Annotated in this window: 21 protein-coding genes and 1 tRNA gene; 3 read left to right on the top strand and 19 right to left on the bottom strand. The window is 54.5% G+C overall.

Annotated elements, in window-relative coordinates; all coding sequences use genetic code 11:
- Window positions 1-76: 76 nt before the first annotated feature.
- The 13 genes from PQR63_RS02765 to PQR63_RS02705 form a co-directional block, all read right to left on the bottom strand.
- Entirely contained in the window at window positions 77-1579 is a 1503-nt protein-coding gene (locus PQR63_RS02765; protein ID WP_408166122.1) for a DegQ family serine endoprotease, read from the bottom strand.
- Between the two features lie 16 nt (window positions 1580-1595).
- Window positions 1596-2621 (bottom strand): MucB/RseB C-terminal domain-containing protein, encoded by a 1026-nt coding sequence (locus tag PQR63_RS02760; RefSeq protein ID WP_408166120.1) that lies wholly within the window; start codon window positions 2619-2621, stop codon window positions 1596-1598.
- Between the two features lies 1 nt (window position 2622).
- Window positions 2623-3291 (bottom strand): sigma-E factor negative regulatory protein, encoded by a 669-nt coding sequence (locus tag PQR63_RS02755; protein ID WP_408165463.1) that lies wholly within the window; start codon window positions 3289-3291, stop codon window positions 2623-2625.
- A gap of 122 nt (window positions 3292-3413) precedes the next feature.
- On the bottom strand, window positions 3414-4016 hold the full coding sequence (gene rpoE / locus PQR63_RS02750) for an RNA polymerase sigma factor RpoE (RefSeq protein WP_007881448.1): 603 nt from the start codon (window positions 4014-4016) through the stop codon (window positions 3414-3416).
- 113 nt (window positions 4017-4129) lie between these two features.
- Complete coding sequence (locus tag PQR63_RS02745; protein ID WP_408165461.1) at window positions 4130-4615, bottom strand: protein YgfX; 486 nt, start codon at window positions 4613-4615, stop codon at window positions 4130-4132.
- 56 nt (window positions 4616-4671) lie between these two features.
- Window positions 4672-5913: a beta-ketoacyl-ACP synthase II gene (fabF, locus tag PQR63_RS02740; protein ID WP_094564723.1), complete on the bottom strand. Its 1242-nt coding sequence runs from the start codon at window positions 5911-5913 to the stop codon at window positions 4672-4674.
- Window positions 5914-5943: 30 nt separating this feature from the next.
- Entirely contained in the window at window positions 5944-6183 is a 240-nt protein-coding gene (acpP, locus tag PQR63_RS02735; protein ID WP_007881445.1) for an acyl carrier protein, read from the bottom strand.
- Window positions 6184-6306: 123 nt separating this feature from the next.
- The gene (fabG, locus tag PQR63_RS02730) at window positions 6307-7080 is read right to left on the bottom strand and encodes a 3-oxoacyl-ACP reductase FabG (RefSeq protein WP_408165459.1); all 774 of its coding nucleotides are present in this window, start codon (window positions 7078-7080) and stop codon (window positions 6307-6309) included.
- Window positions 7077-8009 (bottom strand): ACP S-malonyltransferase, encoded by a 933-nt coding sequence (gene fabD / locus PQR63_RS02725; RefSeq protein ID WP_408165457.1) that lies wholly within the window; start codon window positions 8007-8009, stop codon window positions 7077-7079. The genes fabG and fabD overlap by 4 nt, the downstream gene beginning before the upstream one ends.
- Window positions 8010-8062: 53 nt before the next feature.
- Window positions 8063-9049 (bottom strand): beta-ketoacyl-ACP synthase III, encoded by a 987-nt coding sequence (locus PQR63_RS02720; RefSeq protein WP_408165455.1) that lies wholly within the window; start codon window positions 9047-9049, stop codon window positions 8063-8065.
- Window positions 9046-10137, bottom strand: coding sequence for a phosphate acyltransferase PlsX (plsX, locus tag PQR63_RS02715; RefSeq protein WP_408165454.1), 1092 nt, complete (start codon window positions 10135-10137; stop codon window positions 9046-9048). Before plsX ends, PQR63_RS02720 begins: the two co-directional genes overlap by 4 nt.
- A gap of 145 nt (window positions 10138-10282) precedes the next feature.
- Window positions 10283-10465: a 50S ribosomal protein L32 gene (gene rpmF, locus PQR63_RS02710; protein WP_006463510.1), complete on the bottom strand. Its 183-nt coding sequence runs from the start codon at window positions 10463-10465 to the stop codon at window positions 10283-10285.
- A gap of 108 nt (window positions 10466-10573) precedes the next feature.
- A complete protein-coding gene (locus tag PQR63_RS02705; RefSeq protein WP_408165452.1) occupies window positions 10574-11068 on the bottom strand; it encodes a YceD family protein in 495 nt (164 codons plus the stop codon).
- A 104-nt stretch (window positions 11069-11172) separates the two neighbouring features.
- On the opposite strand from PQR63_RS02705, the gene PQR63_RS02700 reads away from it, so the two are divergent.
- Window positions 11173-11802: a Maf-like protein gene (locus PQR63_RS02700; RefSeq protein ID WP_408165450.1), complete on the top strand. Its 630-nt coding sequence runs from the start codon at window positions 11173-11175 to the stop codon at window positions 11800-11802.
- A 96-nt stretch (window positions 11803-11898) separates the two neighbouring features.
- Here the strand turns inward: PQR63_RS02700 and PQR63_RS02695 are convergent, their stop codons facing one another.
- The 4 genes from PQR63_RS02695 to PQR63_RS02680 form a co-directional block, all read right to left on the bottom strand.
- Window positions 11899-12564: a cysteine hydrolase family protein gene (locus tag PQR63_RS02695; protein WP_408165448.1), complete on the bottom strand. Its 666-nt coding sequence runs from the start codon at window positions 12562-12564 to the stop codon at window positions 11899-11901.
- 63 nt (window positions 12565-12627) lie between these two features.
- On the bottom strand, window positions 12628-12819 hold the full coding sequence (locus tag PQR63_RS02690; protein WP_408165446.1) for a DUF1289 domain-containing protein: 192 nt from the start codon (window positions 12817-12819) through the stop codon (window positions 12628-12630).
- Window positions 12820-13061: 242 nt separating this feature from the next.
- On the bottom strand, window positions 13062-13184 hold the full coding sequence (locus tag PQR63_RS02685; protein WP_408165444.1) for a hypothetical protein: 123 nt from the start codon (window positions 13182-13184) through the stop codon (window positions 13062-13064).
- 95 nt (window positions 13185-13279) lie between these two features.
- Window positions 13280-14479 carry an HPP family protein gene (locus tag PQR63_RS02680; RefSeq protein WP_408165442.1) on the bottom strand — a complete coding sequence of 400 codons (1200 nt, stop codon included), beginning with the start codon at window positions 14477-14479 and terminating at the stop codon, window positions 13280-13282.
- 140 nt (window positions 14480-14619) lie between these two features.
- On the opposite strand from PQR63_RS02680, the gene PQR63_RS02675 reads away from it, so the two are divergent.
- Window positions 14620-15045, top strand: coding sequence for a MarR family winged helix-turn-helix transcriptional regulator (locus PQR63_RS02675; protein WP_408165440.1), 426 nt, complete (start codon window positions 14620-14622; stop codon window positions 15043-15045).
- A 46-nt stretch (window positions 15046-15091) separates the two neighbouring features.
- Here the strand turns inward: PQR63_RS02675 and PQR63_RS02670 are convergent, their stop codons facing one another.
- Both PQR63_RS02670 and PQR63_RS02665 read right to left on the bottom strand, forming a co-directional pair.
- Complete coding sequence (locus tag PQR63_RS02670; RefSeq protein WP_408165438.1) at window positions 15092-16819, bottom strand: GGDEF domain-containing protein; 1728 nt, start codon at window positions 16817-16819, stop codon at window positions 15092-15094.
- Between the two features lie 302 nt (window positions 16820-17121).
- A tRNA-Ser gene (locus PQR63_RS02665) sits at window positions 17122-17211 on the bottom strand.
- A gap of 245 nt (window positions 17212-17456) precedes the next feature.
- On the opposite strand from PQR63_RS02665, the gene PQR63_RS02660 reads away from it, so the two are divergent.
- Window positions 17457-19349, top strand: coding sequence for a GGDEF domain-containing protein (locus PQR63_RS02660; protein WP_408165436.1), 1893 nt, complete (start codon window positions 17457-17459; stop codon window positions 19347-19349).
- The last annotated feature ends 14 nt before the right edge of the window (window positions 19350-19363 follow it).

Genomic DNA, 19363 nt, shown 5'->3' with positions numbered 1-19363 from the left:
AAGCATGCAGCCTTTACCAAAATCAAATTACCAGACCAGCCTGAATGAGGCCTGTCCTAGATTGCCCTAACTATCCTTAATTGCCGCTAGTGCTGGGGCGCAATGGAACAAACTGCGACGAATCACCGCGGCGCACCAGCACAGCTGCGCGCTTCTTCGGATCCAGCTTGGCAACCAAACCATTGAATTGCTTGGCATCCTTGATATCGATATCGTTCAGCCGCTGCACGACGTCACCTGCACGCAGACCGGCTGCAGCAGCCACGCCGACAGCAGATTCGACCAGTACGCCGTTTTCGATCTTCAGCTCTTTCTTTTGCGCATCGCTCAAATCACTGACGATCAGGCCCAGGGAATTAGGGACAGCCTCTTGCTTTGGCTTCTTCTCTTCGACCTTGGCAGGCTTGTCCGCCTCAAGTTCCACGACAGTCAGGCTGACGTCACGTGCGCTACCTTTACGCCAGACGTTGACGGTCGCACGCGAACCCGGCTTGATGTTTCCGACCATGCGCGGCAGATCGCTTGGCTTTTCAATTGTGGCGCCGTTGAATTTGAGAATGATATCTCCGGCTTCCAGACCGCCCTTATCAGCAGGACCGCCCGGCTCGACGCGTTGCACCATCGCACCTTGCGCCTTGGCCAAGCCCAGCGACTCAGCGACATCTTTAGTCACTTCGCCAATTTGCACGCCAATGCGACCGCGCGTCACGCGTCCGCTCGCCTTCAACTGATCGGAAACCCGCAGCGCCTCGTCAATCGGCACTGCGAAGGAGATTCCCATGAATCCGCCGGAACGACTATAGATCTGCGAGTTGATACCGATGACCTCCCCCTTGAGATTGATCAACGGACCACCGGAATTGCCGGGATTCACAGCGACGTCGGTTTGAATCAATGGCAGATAGTCGCCGGTGTCACGCGCCTTGGCAGAAATAATCCCTGCTGTCACGGTGTTTTCCAAACCAAACGGAGAACCGATCGCCAACACCCATTCGCCTGCGCGGATTTTGTCCGAATCGCCAATTACCAGACGCGGAAGGTTGGAACCATCAATCTTGAGCAACGCCACATCTGTACGCGTATCAGAGCCAATGATCTTGGCCTTGAACTCGCGCTTGTCGGTCAAGGTGACATACACATCGCTTGCCCCCTCAACCACGTGCGCGTTAGTCATGATGTAACCATCAGCCGAAATGATGAAGCCGGATCCGACACCACGCGGCACTTCTTCTTGCTGCACATTGCCGCCCTTACCCTTATTTCGCGGCGTATTCGGGGTGTTTGGTGTATTGGGTGTATTAGGCTGCTGACGAGGCATTGGCACGCCGAAGAAGCGGCGGAAAAATTCCTGCATTTCTTCGTCATCAGCGCCCGCTTGAGGCTGACCTGTTTTGACGCGCTCCGTGGTGCGAATATTAACGACACCCGGGCCGGTACGATCAACGATGTCTGCAAAATCCGGCAAGCCTGCAACGGCCGGTGCGGCAACTACAGCGCTCAAGCCAAATAGCGAAGGCGACAACGCAAGAACCGACGCACTCAGAAGCGACGACAACAGGACTTTCTTTGCGGGAATCATCATGTGGATTTTTGTATTATTTGGATTTGAACTCTATTGAGTTTGACACTTGTCGAATCGCTGCACCGGGCACTTCACCAACAACGGTGAGCCAATAGTCGCCTTGACGGCGACCAACAATATTCATGGCACCCTGTTGCATGGAACCTTCAGTACGGCTTTGCGAGCCAGGCTCGATGAATACCGAAATCGCAGCAAGACCATCCGAAAATACGATCTGAGAGACTTCACGCTGCGTCGTCACCCCATGCTGAGTTGCAGAAGTACCTGTATTTTGCGTATCGGAGATCAGGCGCTTTACTTCTTGAATCTTCTTGAATCCCGGTGGCGGCGTCACCGCCCAGCCAGAGAGGTTGACCTGACTCATGACGGAGTTCTCAATATGCCAGCCACTGGTATTGGTGAAGGTCGGCTTCACGCGGTTGTGATCGATGTTGCCGATTTCGATTTGCGTGAAGGAGATTTGCTCCACCACCTCATTCTTTCCATCAAAAGTCTGCGCGCGCAATAGCAGCCCGGTAGCCTTGTCCGCCCAGAGCTTGTAGCCATAGCGCAGCTTGTCTTTTGGTTCGAGGATCACTGCCTGGCAGTCATGACCGGCAACGCGCCCGGTTTCACCCATTTTGACGCTGTAGTAATCAACCAGATCGGTGGGATTGGCTGCCAGAATCGCCGGAAATACGTCTCGGGTAATGCGTTTTTCGATCAGAACCGTCTTCGCTTCCGGCACATAACAAGCGACATCATCATTGTTGCGAATGTATTCGCGTGGCTTGCCGTCGAGGACTTCCAGCTTTTCGATTTCATTCTTGCCGGACAGAATGTGCGTGATACGCGACGTACGGATCTGGTTGGACTGCTGATAAACGAAGGTACCGGAATAATTTAACCGCTGAGCAGCGGATTGGATTTTTTTAAGTAAGACCTGCGCGTCCTGATTGTTGCTCACTTTTGCCGGCAGTGCATTCTCCGCCCGAGCGGAGAATGCCATGAATGCCGAAAGGAAAAGAACGACCCGGAGCAAACCTTGTGTCTGCCGCATATTATTTATCTGAGTCAATTGCAAAAGCCGCCGAACGGGCATATTGGACCGAACTGTACATGGAAGGCGAGAAACGCTGGTGGGCCAGCAAATAATCGTCAATACGAGGATCGCGAGCGACCTCGCCCTGTTGCGCCAGGCTGCTGACTTGCGCAGCACTTTGAGGCGCTGAAGTCGCAGCAACTGTCGTAATGCCAGACGGCGCCACGATTGCCGATGCTGCAGTGCCAGTGGCACCACCGTTATTGGCCATCGTCGTAGGCTGCTGCGGAGAGGCCACAAAAACAACCGCCACAACTGCTGCCGCAACCGCCGCACCCGGCATTGCAAAACGTCGCACGAAGCGTCTGCGCATCGAACCACCGTTTGCGGCAGCGGCAGGAACAATGATCTGCTCCGCCGCGACCGTATTCAACTGTGGGGCAATGTGCGGAGCAATAATTACCGGCTCGGCATCCAGAAGTGCGTGCATTTTCGCAGTGAATCCTTCACTGAGTGAAAATGCCATTTCATCGGAGCGCAGAACGTCGCCAATCTGATGATACAGATCCCATGTGATCTGCTCCTCAGGCTGACGCAACACGGCTAATGCTACGTTGACGTGTGCGTCAACAAGCTCACCGTCGGCCAATGCCGAAATCTGTTCTCTGCTAATTTCTTTGGTATCCATAAGTAGTCACCCGGCCACAAAATTCAGTTCCATCACCCACTCTTATTTTTATGTCGCTTACCTACAAAACTCGATACTGCGCATAACCCACTACACCTGCCTTTTGCATACAGCCATCGACGTTACCAGCGCTTGTCGATTGCAGTACCCAACAGCGGCCTCAGTTTCTCCGCGATCGCCTCGCGTGCCCGGAAAATCCGGCTACGCACGGTGCCAATCGGACATCCCATGGCATCAGCGATTTCGTCGTAACTCAAACCTTCAATTTCCCGCAGAGTGATTGCTGTTCGCAATTCCTCCGGCAACGCCTCCATTGCTACGTTGACGGTCTGGGCAATTTGCTTGGTTGCCAGCATTGACTCAGGGGTGTTGATGTCCCTTAGGTGCTCGCCATCGTCAAAAGTTTCAGCTTCTTCGGCATCAGCCTCGGTGGATGTCGGCGCCCGGCGCCCCATTGTCACCAGATAGTTTTTTGCCGTATTGATACCAATACGATACAACCAGGTGTAGAACGCGGAATCACCGCGAAACTGAGGCAGCGCACGATAGGCTTTGATGAACGCCTCTTGCACGACATCCTCAGCTTCAGCCTGATCGCGTACTAAACGCGAAACGAGCCGCATCAGTTTCCGTTGATATTTGGCAACTAATAGCTCGAACGCCTTCTTATCGCCACGCTGTACACGCTCGACAAGCAGTTGATCAATTTCGCGTTCCGTCGTCAAATCCAGGTTCCTTGTTTTTTTATCATTTCTGCACAACCCGAGTCATTGACCAGTTGTGACGCAATAAATTCAGCAAGCGTACTATCTTTTTTGTTTTTAAGTGAATCGCATGCCTAGCGGGCGTCGTTATTATGACTTGCAACCCAGCGGCAAGCCACTTGCAGCGCACGGAAAGTTTCCTTCGAGACAGAGTCCGGCAAGACAGGTATGGTGCGCACTTTGCCGTTTTCAAGTCTCAGACGCAGCAAAAGCAGATTTGGCCACACCGTTGAGCCGGCCAGCAACTGCGCCAAACCACCGCTCATGACGCGCGAACCCGTCTTGGCCCGGACAGCCGCATGGTGCTCTACCAGCCGGATCTGCCCGGTCCCGGAAATATGCAGCCAAACAGCTTTACGATTTTGCAGCACCAGCCAAAATGCCAGCAACGCCGCCACAATACAGACGGCAGCCAGCGACATTCTGACCAGGAAAGACAATTGCCCCACCAGAGCAAAAGCAAAGATAACGCCGATGAGAGCGACGACGATAGCTGCAGCAGCCATCATGAGCAATAGCATACGGGAAGGCTTGATATCCGCGGAGACTGCTATCGACATATAAATTGGAGTGGAGAAACGAACTCGGCTTTCAATTGAAAGCCGAGTTAGGGTATTTACACCTTACCGAACACCAGAGTGCCGTTAGTGCCACCGAATCCAAATGAATTCTTGACGGCAATATCAATCTTCATATCGCGCGCCTGATTGGCACAGTAATCAAGGTCACATTCCGGATCCTGATTAAAGATGTTCATCGTCGGAGGAGAGATCTGATTATGCAACGCCAACACGGTGAACACCGATTCCAGCCCGCCTGCACCGCCCAGTAAATGGCCAGTCATGGACTTGGTGGAATTGACGACCATCTTGTAAGCATGATCACCGAATGCCGCCTTGATCGCATCGGTTTCATTCTTGTCACCAAGCGGAGTAGATGTACCGTGCGCATTCAGGTACTGAACTTCATCCGGATTGACGCCAGCATCGCGCAGGGCCGAAACCACACAACGACGCGGACCATCCAGATTCGGCGCGGTCATGTGATAAGCGTCACCGCTCATCCCGAAACCGAGCACTTCAGCATAGATCTTGGCGCCACGCGCCTTGGCATGCTCATACTCTTCCAGCACCATCACGCCGGCACCTTCGCCGAGCACGAAGCCGTCGCGATCCTTATCCCATGGACGGGATGCAGTCGCCGGATCGTCATTGCGTGTCGACAGTGCACGCGCAGAAGCGAAACCACCGATACCCAAAGGCGAAACACTGGACTCCGCACCACCGGCAATCATCACATCGGCATCGCCGTACTGAATCATGCGGCTGGCCGAGCCGATGCAATGCAGACCTGTTGTACAAGCAGTCACGATGGCCAGATTAGGACCCTTCAGACCGTACTTGATCGACAAGTTGCCGGAAATCATATTGATGATCGACGCTGGAATGAAGAACGGGCTGATGCGACGCGGGCCGCGATTGGTCAGCTCTTCATGCGTTTGCTCGATCAAAGGCAAACCACCAATGCCGGAACCGATAATGACGCCGATACGATCAGCGTTCTCGTCGGTAACGACCAGGCCACTATCCTGCATGGCCTGCATCCCTGCCGCCATGCCGAAATGGATAAAGGTATCCATGTGGCGAGCTTCTTTGGCGGGGATGTAGTCTTCGATATTGAAGCCCTTCACTTCACCCGCAAAATGCGTGGTGAAAGGAGTGGCATCAAACTTCGTGATGGTAGCAATGCCCGACTTACCTTCTTTGACTGCACCCCATGCGTCGGCAATATTATTGCCAACGGGTGAAATGCATCCCAGACCGGTAATGACTACGCGACGTTCACGTGAGCGGCTCAAGCAATTCTCCTGGAGTCGTTCAAAACCAACTTAGGCCTTGACGTGTGCCTTGGCGTAATCGATCGCCTGTTGCACGGTTGTAATTTTTTCAGCTTGTTCGTCTGGGATTTCCATTTCGAACTCATCTTCCAGTGCCATGACCAGCTCGACGGTGTCGAGGGAGTCAGCGCCCAGATCGTCCACGAACGACGATTCAGTCTTGATGTCAGCTTCAGCGACGCCCAGTTGCTCAGCGACGATCTTTTTAACGCGTTGTTCGATATCGGACATAAGTGCCTCCAGTGGATAGGTTACAAAAGTGCGCGCATTTTATCAGGTTTGCACGCCAAAAATTTACTTTTAAGTACTCCCGACAAGAATACTTAATTTGCTGCCAACTGCGCCCAAAGACGCCTAATTCATATACATGCCGCCATTGACATGCAAGGTCGTTCCAGTGATATAGCCTGCCTGTGGTGAAGCGAGGAAGGAAACCGCAGCAGCGATGTCCTCCGGAGCACCAAGACGACCCAGTGGAATTTGCTGCAACAACGCCGCAGTTTGCTGCTCGCCCAATACTTTTGTCATATCGGTATCGATAAAACCCGGTGCAATGCAATTAACCGTAATGTTGCGGCTGCCGATTTCGCGCGCCAGCGCGCGGCTCATGCCGGCAACGCCCGCTTTGGCGGCAGCATAGTTCATCTGCCCCGCATTACCGGCCGAACCGACCACGGAAGTGATGTTGATGATACGGCCATGCCTGGCTTTCATCATGCCGCGCAACACGGCGCGCGACAGACGCCCCACGGCAGTCAGATTCGTGGAAATGACATTATCCCACTCCTCTTCCTTCATGCGCATGGCAAGCTGATCTTGGGTAATGCCGGCGTTATTCACCAGAATCGAAAGACCGCCGAATTCTTTTTGAATCGTGTCAATGACAGCATTACAGGCCGCGACGTCCGTCACATTGAGAACTAGGCCCTTGCCGCAACCCGGCTGCAGTTGCTCCAGATAGTCACTGATGGCGGCAGCGCCTGCCTCAGAGGTTGCCGTACCGATCACCTTGGCGCCCTGACGAACCAGCTCCTGAGCGATGGCGCGACCGATACCGCGGGATGCGCCGGTGACTAGCGCAACTTGATTTTGCAAATTTTGCGTACTTTGCGAATTTTGATCACTCACTTCAATAACTCCAATACTTTGTCCAGAGAAGCCTGATCGACGATTGCTTCGCCAGTCAGATCGCCGTTGATACGCTTGGTCAAACCAGCCAGCACTTTGCCAGGACCGCATTCGACGACATGCGTGATGCCTTCGGCCGACATTTTTTGCACGGTCTCAACCCAACGCACGGCGCTGGCAGCCTGACGCACCAACGCATCTTTAATTGCGGCGGGGTCATTGACGATGGCAACATCGACGTTGTTGATCAACGGCAGTTGTGGCGCAGAGAACGGCACATTTGCCAGATACGCCTGCAAACGGTCCGACGCCGGCTTGAGCAACGAGGAATGGAATGGTGCAGAAACCGGCAACACCAGCGCGCGCTTGGCGCCCTTGGCTTTGGCGATTTCACAGGCACGCTCAACTGCCGCTTTACCGCCGGCGATCACCACTTGGGCCGGCGAATTGTAATTGACAGCCTCAACCACCTCGCCTTGCGCAGCCTCAGCGCATGCAGCACGCACGTCGTCGTCCGACAAACCGAGAATCGCCGCCATGCCGCCCTGACCAACAGGTACAGCTTCCTGCATGGCTTGCGCACGGAAACGCACCAGCGGCACCGCATCCTTGAATGCAATCACGCCGGCAGCCACCAGTGCGGAATATTCACCCAGACTATGACCAGCGACCAGCGCAGGCGCCTTGCCACCCGCCGCCAGCCATGCGCGATAAAAAGCCACGGCAGCAGTCAACATGACCGGCTGAGTATTCGTGGTCAGATCCAGATCTTCCTTCGGGCCTTCGGCAATCAGCTTGCCAAGATCGAATTGCAGTGCATCGGAAGCTTCCGCAACAGTCGCCTTGACGACTTCGTTATCGGCAAATCCGTTCAACATTCCGATGGCTTGTGAACCCTGACCCGGAAAAACAAAAGCAAATTTTGTCATGCTCTATTTTGTCGTTAATAAATCAATTCGTATCAGCGCGGAAAGCGCGGCCGCTACATCCTGACCAGCACGGCACCCCAGGTGAATCCGCCGCCAACGCCTTCCATCATGACGTTGTGACCCGGCTTGACGCGACCGTCGCGCACTGCCTGATCCAAGGCCAGCGGAATCGATGCGGCCGACGTATTGCCGTGCTCATCGACCGTCACCACCATTTTTTCCAGCGGCAGGCCGAGTTTTTTGGCCGTGCCTTGCATGATGCGGATATTGGCCTGATGCGGGATCAGCCAGTCGATTTCCTTGGCATCAACCTGTGCAATGGTCAGCACTTCACGCGCGACCTTGTCCAGTACGGAAACAGCCAGCTTGAATACTGCCGGGCCGTCCATGTAGAGGTACGCATTGCCGGCAACTGCGCCGTCATTGACATTGCCGGGTACGCACAGAATGTGACCATGACTGCCGTCAGCATGCAATTTCGAGGCGAGAATGCCGGGTTCTTTTGACGCTGTCATGACAATGGCGCCGGCGCCGTCGCCAAACAGTACGCAGGTAGTGCGATCTTCAAAATTCAAAATGCGCGAAAACACTTCCGCGCCGATCACCAGCACATTCTTGTGCGCGCCCGATTTGATGAAGCTGTCCGCCACCGACATCGCGTAGACGAAGCCGCTGCAGACCGCCTGCACGTCCATCGCCGCAGCGCCGTTGGTGATGCCCAGCTTGCGCTGAACCACACAGGCCGTGCTTGGGAAACCGCCCAGATGATCGGGCGTCGATGTCGCCATGATGATGAGATCAATATCATTCGGCTGCAGCTTTGCCATCTCAAGCGCGCGTTGCGACGCCGCTACGGCAAGGTCGCTCGACAGCACGTCCGGCTCGGCATAGTGGCGCGCGGAGATCCCGCTGCGCGAGAAGATCCACTCGTCGGAAGTCTCGATGCCTTTTACTGCCAGTTGCTTTGCCAACGCATCATTGGTCACACGCTTGGGCGGCAGATAGCTGCCGGTGCCGACAATTTTGCTATAGAGAGTCATACCGTTTTCTGTTCTGTTAGTTCGGTTGATGTGGCGGCGCGCTCAGCGACATGCAAGGCCTCCACCTGCGGAATCAATTCCGCCATCGTTGTCGTGATGCGCGACAACACATCATATTTGGCCGCATCGTAAGCGCGACGGATCGCCCATTCGAACGCGTACACATCAGCGCCGCCGTGGCTTTTAAAGACCAGGCCGCGCAAGCCCAGCAAGCTGGCGCCATTGTAACGGGAAGGATTCAGCCGACGCGACAAGGCCTTGATGGCGCCGTAAGCAATCAGGGCACCCAGCTTGTTGAAGAAGCCTTTTTTGAATTCCGTGGTGAGAACGATCTTGACGAAGCGCCCCAATCCCTCCGAAGCCTTCAGCGTCACATTGCCGACAAAACCGTCGCACACCACGATATCCGTAGTGCCTTCGAAAATATCGTTGCCTTCGACATTGCCGTAAAAATTAAGTATGCCCTTTTCATGGTCGGCGTGCAGCAACTCGGCGGTCTGCTTGACCACTTCATTGCCTTTAATTTCTTCTTCGCCAACATTGAGCAGACCGATTGACGGCTTGGGCTTGCCTTCCATGGCAGAAACCATGGCAGAACCCATCAATGCAAATTGATGTAAATGCTGCGGCTCGCAATCCACATTGGCGCCCAGATCGAGCATGTAGGTCGGACCGTCTTTTTGATTCGGGAGAATAGTGCAGATAGCCGGGCGATCAACGCCAGGTATCGTTTTGAGTACATAGCGGGAAACCGCCATGAGCGCGCCGGTGTTGCCGGCCGAAACCGCCGCATTCGCCTGGCCGTCCTTAACCAGATTCACGGCAACGCGCATGGACGAGTCTTTTTTGCGCCGCAGAGCAACTTCAATCGGATCGTCCATAGTGACGACCTCAGAGGCGTGCCGGACATGGATCCGAGCGATATCTGCCTGCTTTTGCTTGCGCAAAACTGCGCGCAACAATTCTTCCTGACCGACCAAGATCAACTCGGCGTCGGGTTCGCGCTGCAGAAAAGAAATGGCGGCTGGGATAGTAACTGACGGGCCGTGATCGCCGCCCATACAGTCAATGGAAATTTTGATGGTCATTGTTTTGATTCAGAGCCTTGCCAACCCGCATTATGGGGCAGATTTGGCGCGATTCAAAATGACGCGCTACGCTGATTCAGCATAATAAAAAGCGGCGCCAATTAAAAAATCATTGCGCCGCGTTCCGCCTTAACAGCAATCCCGATTACTCGTCGTTCTTAGTCTTCAGAACTTTACGACCACGGTAGAAACCGTTCGGGCTGATGTGGTGACGCAGGTGTGTTTCACCAGTTGTCGGCTCGACTGCCAGCGGTGGCGCTGTCAGAAAATCGTGTGCACGATGCATACCGCGCTTCGATGGGGTCTTTTTGTTTTGCTGAACAGCCATGATAACTCCTAAACCTTAAGTTCTAAAATTTTAACATATCCGGCTAGCAAATTGACTGACCAACCGAGAATCCGTACTTTGACAAACCCGAAAGCTTGCCTCCAACAATTACTGCTTTAAATTCTTCAATACCGAAAACGGAGAAACTTTCTCTGCCGCAACCACTTCAGCAGGAACATGACCTGGACACACATCGTGCTTGGGCGCCACCGGCAGAGCCAGCAAAGCCTCATCCTCGACCAGAACGCCAACATCCAAGGCTGCGTCACCAACAATGACATCAACCTCTTCATCATCGAGCAATTCTTCGATGGCGTCCGCGGCATCCTCATCCTTGGCCAACACCAGCTTTGAGTCAGACGACACCTGAAACGGCATCGACGTCAAACAACGCTGACAGACCAGATTAACCTGACCAGAAATAGAGAGACTCAATTGCGGATGTCCGAGCTTGTCGACACCGCCGCTCAACGACCACTTAATGGTGCCGGAGCGATCAACCGTTTCACTGGCAAGACGCGCCAGATCGGCTACCGATAACTCGCCTTCGGCTTGCTCTTTGAGCCGACTAAAGTCAAATGCGTCGATCACAAAAGTGCTCATGGCGAAAGCAGAATCCGGAAAACCTGCGATAATACCAGCGTTTTCCCTTATTCGTCAAAGTGTTAGCGCATTTTTCGCAAACACTTCCACCCTGTTGTCGCATAATGCACAATCCAGCACCTCTTCCCCGCCTGATTCTCGCCTCCAGCTCCACCTACCGGAAAGAGCTGCTATCCAGGCTGCAACTGCCTTTCGAGGCGATTTCACCCGATATCGACGAGACGCCCGCGGCAGGGGAAAGCCCCGAAGCCACCGCCCTGCGCCTGGCCCGGCAAAAAGGCGAGGCCATCGCAAAGACCAACCCGAACTCGCTTATCATCGGCTCCGACCAGGTCGCCACGCTTGATGGCGAACAAATCGGAAAACCTGGCACTCACGACAATGCCCTGAAACAACTGATCCGCATGCGCGGTCGACGCGTGACATTCCATACAGCATTATGCCTGTTGAACAACCGCAATCCCGGCGAGCCATTCATACAAATCGAGAATGTCCAGACCTTCGTCACCTTCCGCGATCTGCCCAATGCCGAGCTCGACGCCTATTTGCGCATTGAACAACCTTACGACTGCGCCGGCAGCGCCAAAAACGAAGGCTTGGGGATCGCCATCCTTGAAAAAATCGAGAGCACGGACCCTACCGCTCTGACCGGCCTGCCCATGATTGCCCTGACCGGCATGCTGCGCAAGGCAGGCATGCCGTTTTTTGGCATCGACAATACCACTCACGCCTGATCAGCAGTAAAGACAAGGCGCGCAATGCAATAAGGGGCAAAAGCCCCTTATTGCCCACGCCGGCTCAGAGATAAAATCTCTGAAACCTATCAGTGCTTACTTGAATGTAATCAGATCGCCGCGGCTGAGGGTAACCTTCTTGTCGGCCAACGGCGTATTGGCGGCATTGATAAAACCGGGTTGGTTCAGCACTTGATAACGCGCCACCTGCGTACTGATCGCGGCGGGACTGGAGATGCCGTCGTCCGCCACCACCACGGTAAATCCGCGGGTATTGGCATGAAAGGACGTGTACATCACCGCGCCATTGGCCGCACTGCCGACGATCACCAGCGTCTCTGCCTTGAGCTGCTTCAGGAGCTCCTCCAGATTGGTGCCGGTGAATTTGTTAGCACGTGTCGAAACCACAGGCTCGCCCGGCTGCGGCGCAACCGCCGACAACATTGGCGGTGGACCCGAAGGGCTGACGGTAGTGGAATACAAAACAGGAACCTTGGCTGCACGCGCCTTGCTGATGAGCGACACGATCGCCGGCACGGTCGCCAGGCAAGCAGGATTAGGCTGACACACGGCCGAATTGATATCCAGTACCAGCAATGCAGTCGTGCCAGCAGCCAGCGTCACCGGCGCGGGCGCAGGAATCTCGGGCAGCGTATTGACGCCTACTGTTGCGGGCGCACTAGTCGGGACAGCACTACAGGCAGCCAACGCGACGAGCATGAGCGCCGAAGCGGCTTGATAGGCAAAGCGTTTTTGCATCATGTTTGCAACTCCTTAAGTGGAACGTACTTCATCATCAATGACATTGACATGCAGGCGAGCAGCTTATTTCTGGCGACGCGGATAACCCTCGATGGTAATGCGCTTCCAAACCACATCTTTCTCCTCCTCGGTCATGAATACCCAGTGCGCCACTTCAGACACGGTGCGACCGCAGCCGCGACAAACATCATCAAAAGTTGTTGAGCAGACTGCAACACAAGGAGTATCTGGGCGTTCCGGAGGAGTTTGGGGCATGAATATCTTTAGAGGACTACGTGATAACTGGCCGACATCTTACCAAGAAGCAGAGCCGCAGTCTTTTGAGCTAATTTTTGGACAAAAAAAAGCCCGCGAACCAGAGGTTGCGGGCTGAATCCAATTTCTTAAGGAGGAAAATTGGAGGAGACAGGTGCAACTATAGCGATCACCTTCATCCTCGTCTGCTTTATTGTTCCAATAGCAGATATTCACAAATCCAATAACTTATATGCCAAGTCCTAGCCTGCACGCGCTGCAACGGTCACCAGCGATACGGTCGGCTTCGGTGGCTCACCTTTACGCTGGCATGCTGTCGTCAGAAAAGCGGCGAGAATGATTGAAATCAGAGCAGCTTGGCGCATGGCATCCTCCTTGAACGATTCAGATATTTGCGTTGCAGGTTCTCTCTATTTTAGACGCCATCAGATCAAATCGTTCGATGCAGGCAGCAAACCACTCAGGAAGCTACCGCACGCAACCCCGCTGAAGCCCGCGCCAGATTATTCACGTACAACGCTGCGACCATGTCCGCCTGCGTCACCATGCCCGCCAAGCGCTTTTCATCATCAATCACCGGAATCTGATGCACGCCTTCGTCAGCCATCAGCGGCACCAATTGCACGATGGGAAGGCGCACCGATGCAGTCCTTACCTTAGCACTCATGATCTGTCCGACAACTTCCGGCTTGATGGAATGCGTATGCGGCGTGCGTTGCAAGAAGGCGCGCAATTTGTCGCCGAGACCCAAATAGTCATGCGGGCCGGCGTGATGCAGAAAATCCGTCTTGGTAACAATACCGATCACCCGGCGCGCCCTGTCGATTACCGGCAAAGCCTGCAAGCGATGCTCTCGCATCAAACGCCAGGCTTCAGCCAACTCAGTCGAGAATTCGACGGCAACGACATCGCTCGACATGATGTCCGCGCAGACCGTTTCGCCAAAGCGGCGACGATAGGCCTCCATCTCCGTTTGCAAAAAGATCTCTTCCAGATCGTCGCGACTGATATCCAGCACCTGGTTATAACGCCGCAGCACAGCATCCAGATCATCATGCGAGAAACCCAATCGCGCTGTCGGTGCAGCATCAGCCGTACCGTGCGTATTGTTGCGATGCTCGTTTTGCTGAGCATGGGGATAGCGGCGTCGTGTCGCATTGTTGAAAAACAAAGCCATCGCCAGCAACAAAAAAGAATTGAGCAGCACCGGCGTTACGACGAATCCATATCCCATCGCATGCACGGTCGGGCCGCCAAGCACAGCGGTCAATGCGACCGCACCGCTGGGTGGATGAATACAGCGCAGTGCAAACATGCAGGCGATGGCCAACGCTATCGCCAGAGCCGCTGCCAATGCAGGCTCAGCGACCAGCTTCGCGCATGACACGCCTACCAACGCCGACACCAGATTGCCACCGATGATCGACCACGGCTGCGCCAGCGGACTGGCCGGCACGGCGAACAGCAATACCGCCGACGCTCCCATCGGAGCAATCAACCATACCGTTGCCGCCTCATGCGGCAGAATCGACACGCTCAGCAGTCCCGTGAGCAAAATCCCGAACAAGGCGCCCACGCAGGCGCGCATGCGCTCAAAGCGATCTACCACCGATCGTTGCGGAACAAAACTCCTCAGCCATTGCAGGATAGAATCGCGCATGCCCCAACCCATTCTTGAATGTAATCAAAAAGCCATAAACCGCAATTACATCACAAGATGATATATTTTGCTGCAACAAGGCATTACTATGCTGAATTGCCGGGACACCAGCCCCACCCATCCGCCCCACCACACCAATAATGAAAACACCCTCACGCCTGCAAAAAGACGATTTCGAAGCCCTGTCGGAATTTCGCTATCAATTGCGCCGCTTCATCCGCTTCAGCGAAGACGCGGCACAAAGCGAAGGACTCACACCGCTGCAATATCTGCTGATGCTGCATATCAAGGGATTTCCGGGACGCGATTGGGCCAGTATCAGCGAACTGGCCGAGCGCTTGCAGTCACAGCATCACGGCGTGGTGGCATTGGTGACGCGATGCGAAAAGGCGGGATTGGTGACGCGCACGCAAGACGACAAAGACAAACGCCTGGTACAGGTGAGACTGACGGACATCGGAGAACAGTATTTGCATCGGCTGGCTGAGCTGCATCGCAACGAACTGCACTCATTGTCCAGCGTCTTTCAGGTATCGAACATCTCGGCCTTCAACGACCGCGACTAAACTCCACCAACCACTCCTCAGCAATCAAGTCGGTATCGGCGCAAACCTAGCTCGCGCGCACAACCTGATTGCGTCCGTTATTTTTTGCGACGTAAAGTGCTTCGTCAGCCAGACGAATCATGTGGTCAAGATTTGCTGTGCCGACAAGCGCACTGACGCCAAAGCTGGCAGTAATGGAGATTGGCGACCCATCTTCAGCGGCAATGGTATGGGACGCCAATGTCGCGCGCAACTTTTCGGCCACCACAAGCGCCTGCTCCAGATCAGCCTCCGGCAGCAGAATGATGAACTCCTCCCCACCATAGCGCGCGAGAATATCCACCTTGCGCAGCAGCTGCGCGATCAGTTGTACGGCATTGCGTAAAATACTGTCACCGGCAAGATGACCATAGCTGTCGTTGATGCGTTTGAAGTGATCGATATCCAGAAGAACAAGTGCAAGATTGCGCTTATAACGCTGCGCCACCGCCAACTGCTGCTCACTGTGAGCGAAGAACGCGCGGCGGTTGAGCACCCCCGTTAAAAAGTCCGTATTCGACGACACCTGCAATTGCTGAATCAGCATCTCGCGCTCGCCGGCCAGGCTGATACGCTCCAGACTTCTCGCCTTCAACACCTGCAACGCACGCAGCATGTCGCCGATTTCATCCTGATAGCGCGCCTGAGGAATTTCCACCTCATGATTATCAACCGCCAGCCCGGTCACCAGCGTCGTTGCCCGCAAAATCGGCGCCAACACGCGCTGACGCACCAGATACATCAGCACGAAGAAAAAGATCACCGCCACCGTCGCCATGACCACCGTCGCAATCAGATAGTTGCGCGCGTGGCGATTGCGAATTTCCGCGTCGCGAATCAGATCGGCCAGAATGACATCCCGCAAACGCAAAATAGAGGCCATCGGTGGGACATAACGCGCAGCCAATTCGGCCGTCGTCAATTCATAGCCGCCGGAGATCAGCCCCACCTGCAACAACTGACCTAAAATCGGCAAACCCTTGCCGAAGTATTGCGCATCAAGATCGGACAACGCCGCGTTATACGCCGGGTTATTCCTGTAAGCACGCATCTGGATGTTGAGCAAGGAGCGTAATTGCTCGATTCGGCCATAAAGCTTGCCGATCTCGATGACTTCATCCTTGGTCAACGGACGCTGGGTAACAATGGGCGCAGTGAATTTCGAGCCGACCTGTCCTGCATATTCGCGCAGGCTCGACGCCACGCGCATGCCGGTCAAGCCATCCAGCAACTCAGGATCGGATTGGATCGCGATGCTCGTCAAATCGGCAACTGCCGTCACAAAAGGGGGGATCAGATCAATCATTCCACTCACGGCCACCGAGACTTCATCCGAAGAGCGCTGAGAACGCGGCACCTCAACCTGACGATCCACATTGGAACGGGCCGGCTCCAGTGCAGCCTTGACGTATTCGATATTCCGGATAGCCGGCGCGTAGCGCACGTCAGCATCTGCGCGCAAGGCGTTGAGCAAGATAGCAATGGACTGATCTGTTTGCGCGCGCGCAGCCTGAAGTTTTTGGGACAACTGCGGCAGGTCGGCGATTTCTCCACCCATCAGCGCATTGGAAGGACCCCGTTCGATGGAGGTCTTTTCCATGGCGATCATGATGAGTTGCACCACCCGCACGGTCTCGACGCTGCGAGCGCCACGGCGATACTCGCCCCACTCGCTGGAGACAATCCTTGCAGTCAGTGCAAGCAAAATCAACATGAGTGCAACCGAGATTAACCAGAACAAGCGATTCAGCGACATCTTATTACCTTCGAAATACCTGGAGAATGATGAAAGTTGCATATTAGGCAACTTTCAGCGGATGCCATTATAGGGCAGCACTTCGCGATTACTCATTCTTCAGGCACAAAGCAACAAACCTGACCTCTGGAGCCAGCCATGACCCAGGCGCGATCAACAACAAGAAGCGATTTTTCTGGAAGCAGCAGAGGCAGCAACAAATGCGATAGACCCGCACCAAGTCCGCAATAGATTGGTAGTAACCGCACACTGCGACTCTGGATAGCAAAACGCCCGCATAAAGCGGGCGTTTTACTTGTATCTGGCGGAGAGGGTGGGATTCGAACCCACGGTACGATTTAACGTACGCCTGATTTCGAGTCAGGTACATTCGACCACTCTGCCACCTCTCCGGTTAACCTAGTCGAAATTACTGCCCGAAGGCAGCAAAGCAAAAGATTATAGCAGAATCATTTTAGAGATGGAAATAGGTCTAAGATGTTTTTCTATAAATTTAATTCTCGGTGGCTGTCGAAAACGCGCCGAAAATAATTTACGTATCATCATCTTGTCATAAATCTCCACTAGGATCAGATGTTGCCCGCCGTTCGGATGGGGCATTCATACTTACTGATGGTTGGACCCAGTGGACCTGACAATGGCACCTTTTGCCGCACATGATTTCGAAAGCAGCCTTCCGCCCTTTCCGCCCGCGCATGCAGGCGAGGCAGACGGTCTCAGCCATGCTCGCCAAACAGAAGAACAGCAAGATTCGCAACTGCTGTCTCATCTTCACGAAATCATTGCGCAACGCAGCCTGACGGCCCTGTTCCAGCCGATCATTCGCATGCGCAGCGGCGAAATCGTCGGCTACGAAGGCTTGATTCGCGGCCCCTCCAATAGCCCTCTGCATTCGCCGCTGAATCTATTCAAAGTCGCGCGCGCCAACAAGCTGTCGGTGCAGGTCGAACATCTGTGCCGCCATATCGTCATGGCGCAGTTCGCGCAATCGGGGTTGCCGGGCAATCTGTTTCTCAATGTCAGTCCGGGCGCCCTGGTGCAACCGGAAGCCATTCAGGGCGAAACGCTGCGTCATCTGGAAAAACTCGGTATCAATCCGCAACGCATCATCATCGAGCTGACTGAAAACGAACCGACCTACGACTACCAGTTGCTGCGCAATGCCGCCATGCATTACCGCGACATGGGATTTCAGATTGCCATCGACGATCTTGGCGAAGGTTTCTCCAGCCTGCGCCTGTGGTCGGAATTGCAACCGGAATACGTCAAAGTCGACATGCACTTCATCCAGGGCATCAACAACGACCCGATGAAACTGCAGTTCGTGCGCTCCATTCAGGAAATCGCCGAAAAGTCCGGCTCCATCGTCATCGCCGAAGGCATTGAAACACAAGCTGAATTGCTGACCATTCGCGACCTCGGCATCGCCTGCGGCCAGGGTTATCACATCGCACGGCCGCACGCCAATCCAAAGACCGTGGTCGGCGACGACATCAGCAAGATCCTGCGCCGCGACAAGGTGCCGCTGGTCACACAAAAGCATGGCCCGACCAAAAAGAGCGCTACCGTCTTCAAGCTGCTGCGCGAAACACGCTATGTCTCCCCTGTCGTCCCTAACGATGAGGTGTACGACCTGTTCGTCAACGACCCGCAGTTGCAGGCATTACCGGTTGTCAGCAACGGCATTCCGGTTGGCCTGATCAATCGTTACAGCATGGTGGAACGTTTCGCACGCTTGTACGGCCGCGAACTGTACGGCAAGAAGTCCTGCACCTTCTTCATGGATCCGAATCCACTGCTGACCGAGCAAGACACCAGCCTGCAAGACCTCAGCCACATGCTTGTTCAAGCCGAATCACATCACTTGTCGAACGGCTTCATCATCGTCGACCAAGGGCAATATGTCGGCATGGGCACCGGTCACGATCTGCTGCGTGAAATCACGCAGATGCAGATCGAAGCGGCACGCTATGCTAACCCACTGACGCAATTGCCCGGCAACGTGCCGATCAACGAACATATTGAGTTCCTGCTGCAGAGTGGCGTGGAGTTCTGCATCTGCTACTGCGATCTGGACAACTTCAAACCTTTCAATGACGTCTATGGTTATCGCAAGGGCGACGACATGATCCAGCTGACCGGTCGTACATTGAGCCAGTATTGCGACCAACAACTCGACTTCATCGGCCACATCGGCGGCGACGACTTCCTGATCATGTTCCAGAGCGAAGATTGGGAGCACCGGTGCCAGGCAATGCTGGACGCTTTCAGCACGGCCTCACAGAGCTTCTACTATATGGAAGACAAAGAACGCGGCGGCTACTACAGCGAGGACCGTCAGGGCAATCGGGTACTGCATCCACTGGTCAGCCTGTCGCTGGGCGCGGTCAAGATCGAACCTTCGCAATATTCTTCGCCGCATCAGATCGCCTCAGCCGCCACCAAAGCCAAGAAGCAAGCAAAGAAAACACCCGGCAACAGCCTGTTCATTGAGCGGCGCGTTCCGGCAACTTTCTCGTGGGCAATGTAAACGATCACAAATCC

The sequence above is a fragment of the Herbaspirillum rhizosphaerae genome (assembly GCF_046025915.1).
GTDB classification, from domain to species: Bacteria; Pseudomonadota; Gammaproteobacteria; order Burkholderiales; family Burkholderiaceae_D; genus Herbaspirillum; species Herbaspirillum rhizosphaerae_A.
The sequence above is the reverse complement of the archived record's forward strand: the minus strand, read 5'-3'. Positions and strand labels throughout refer to the sequence as shown.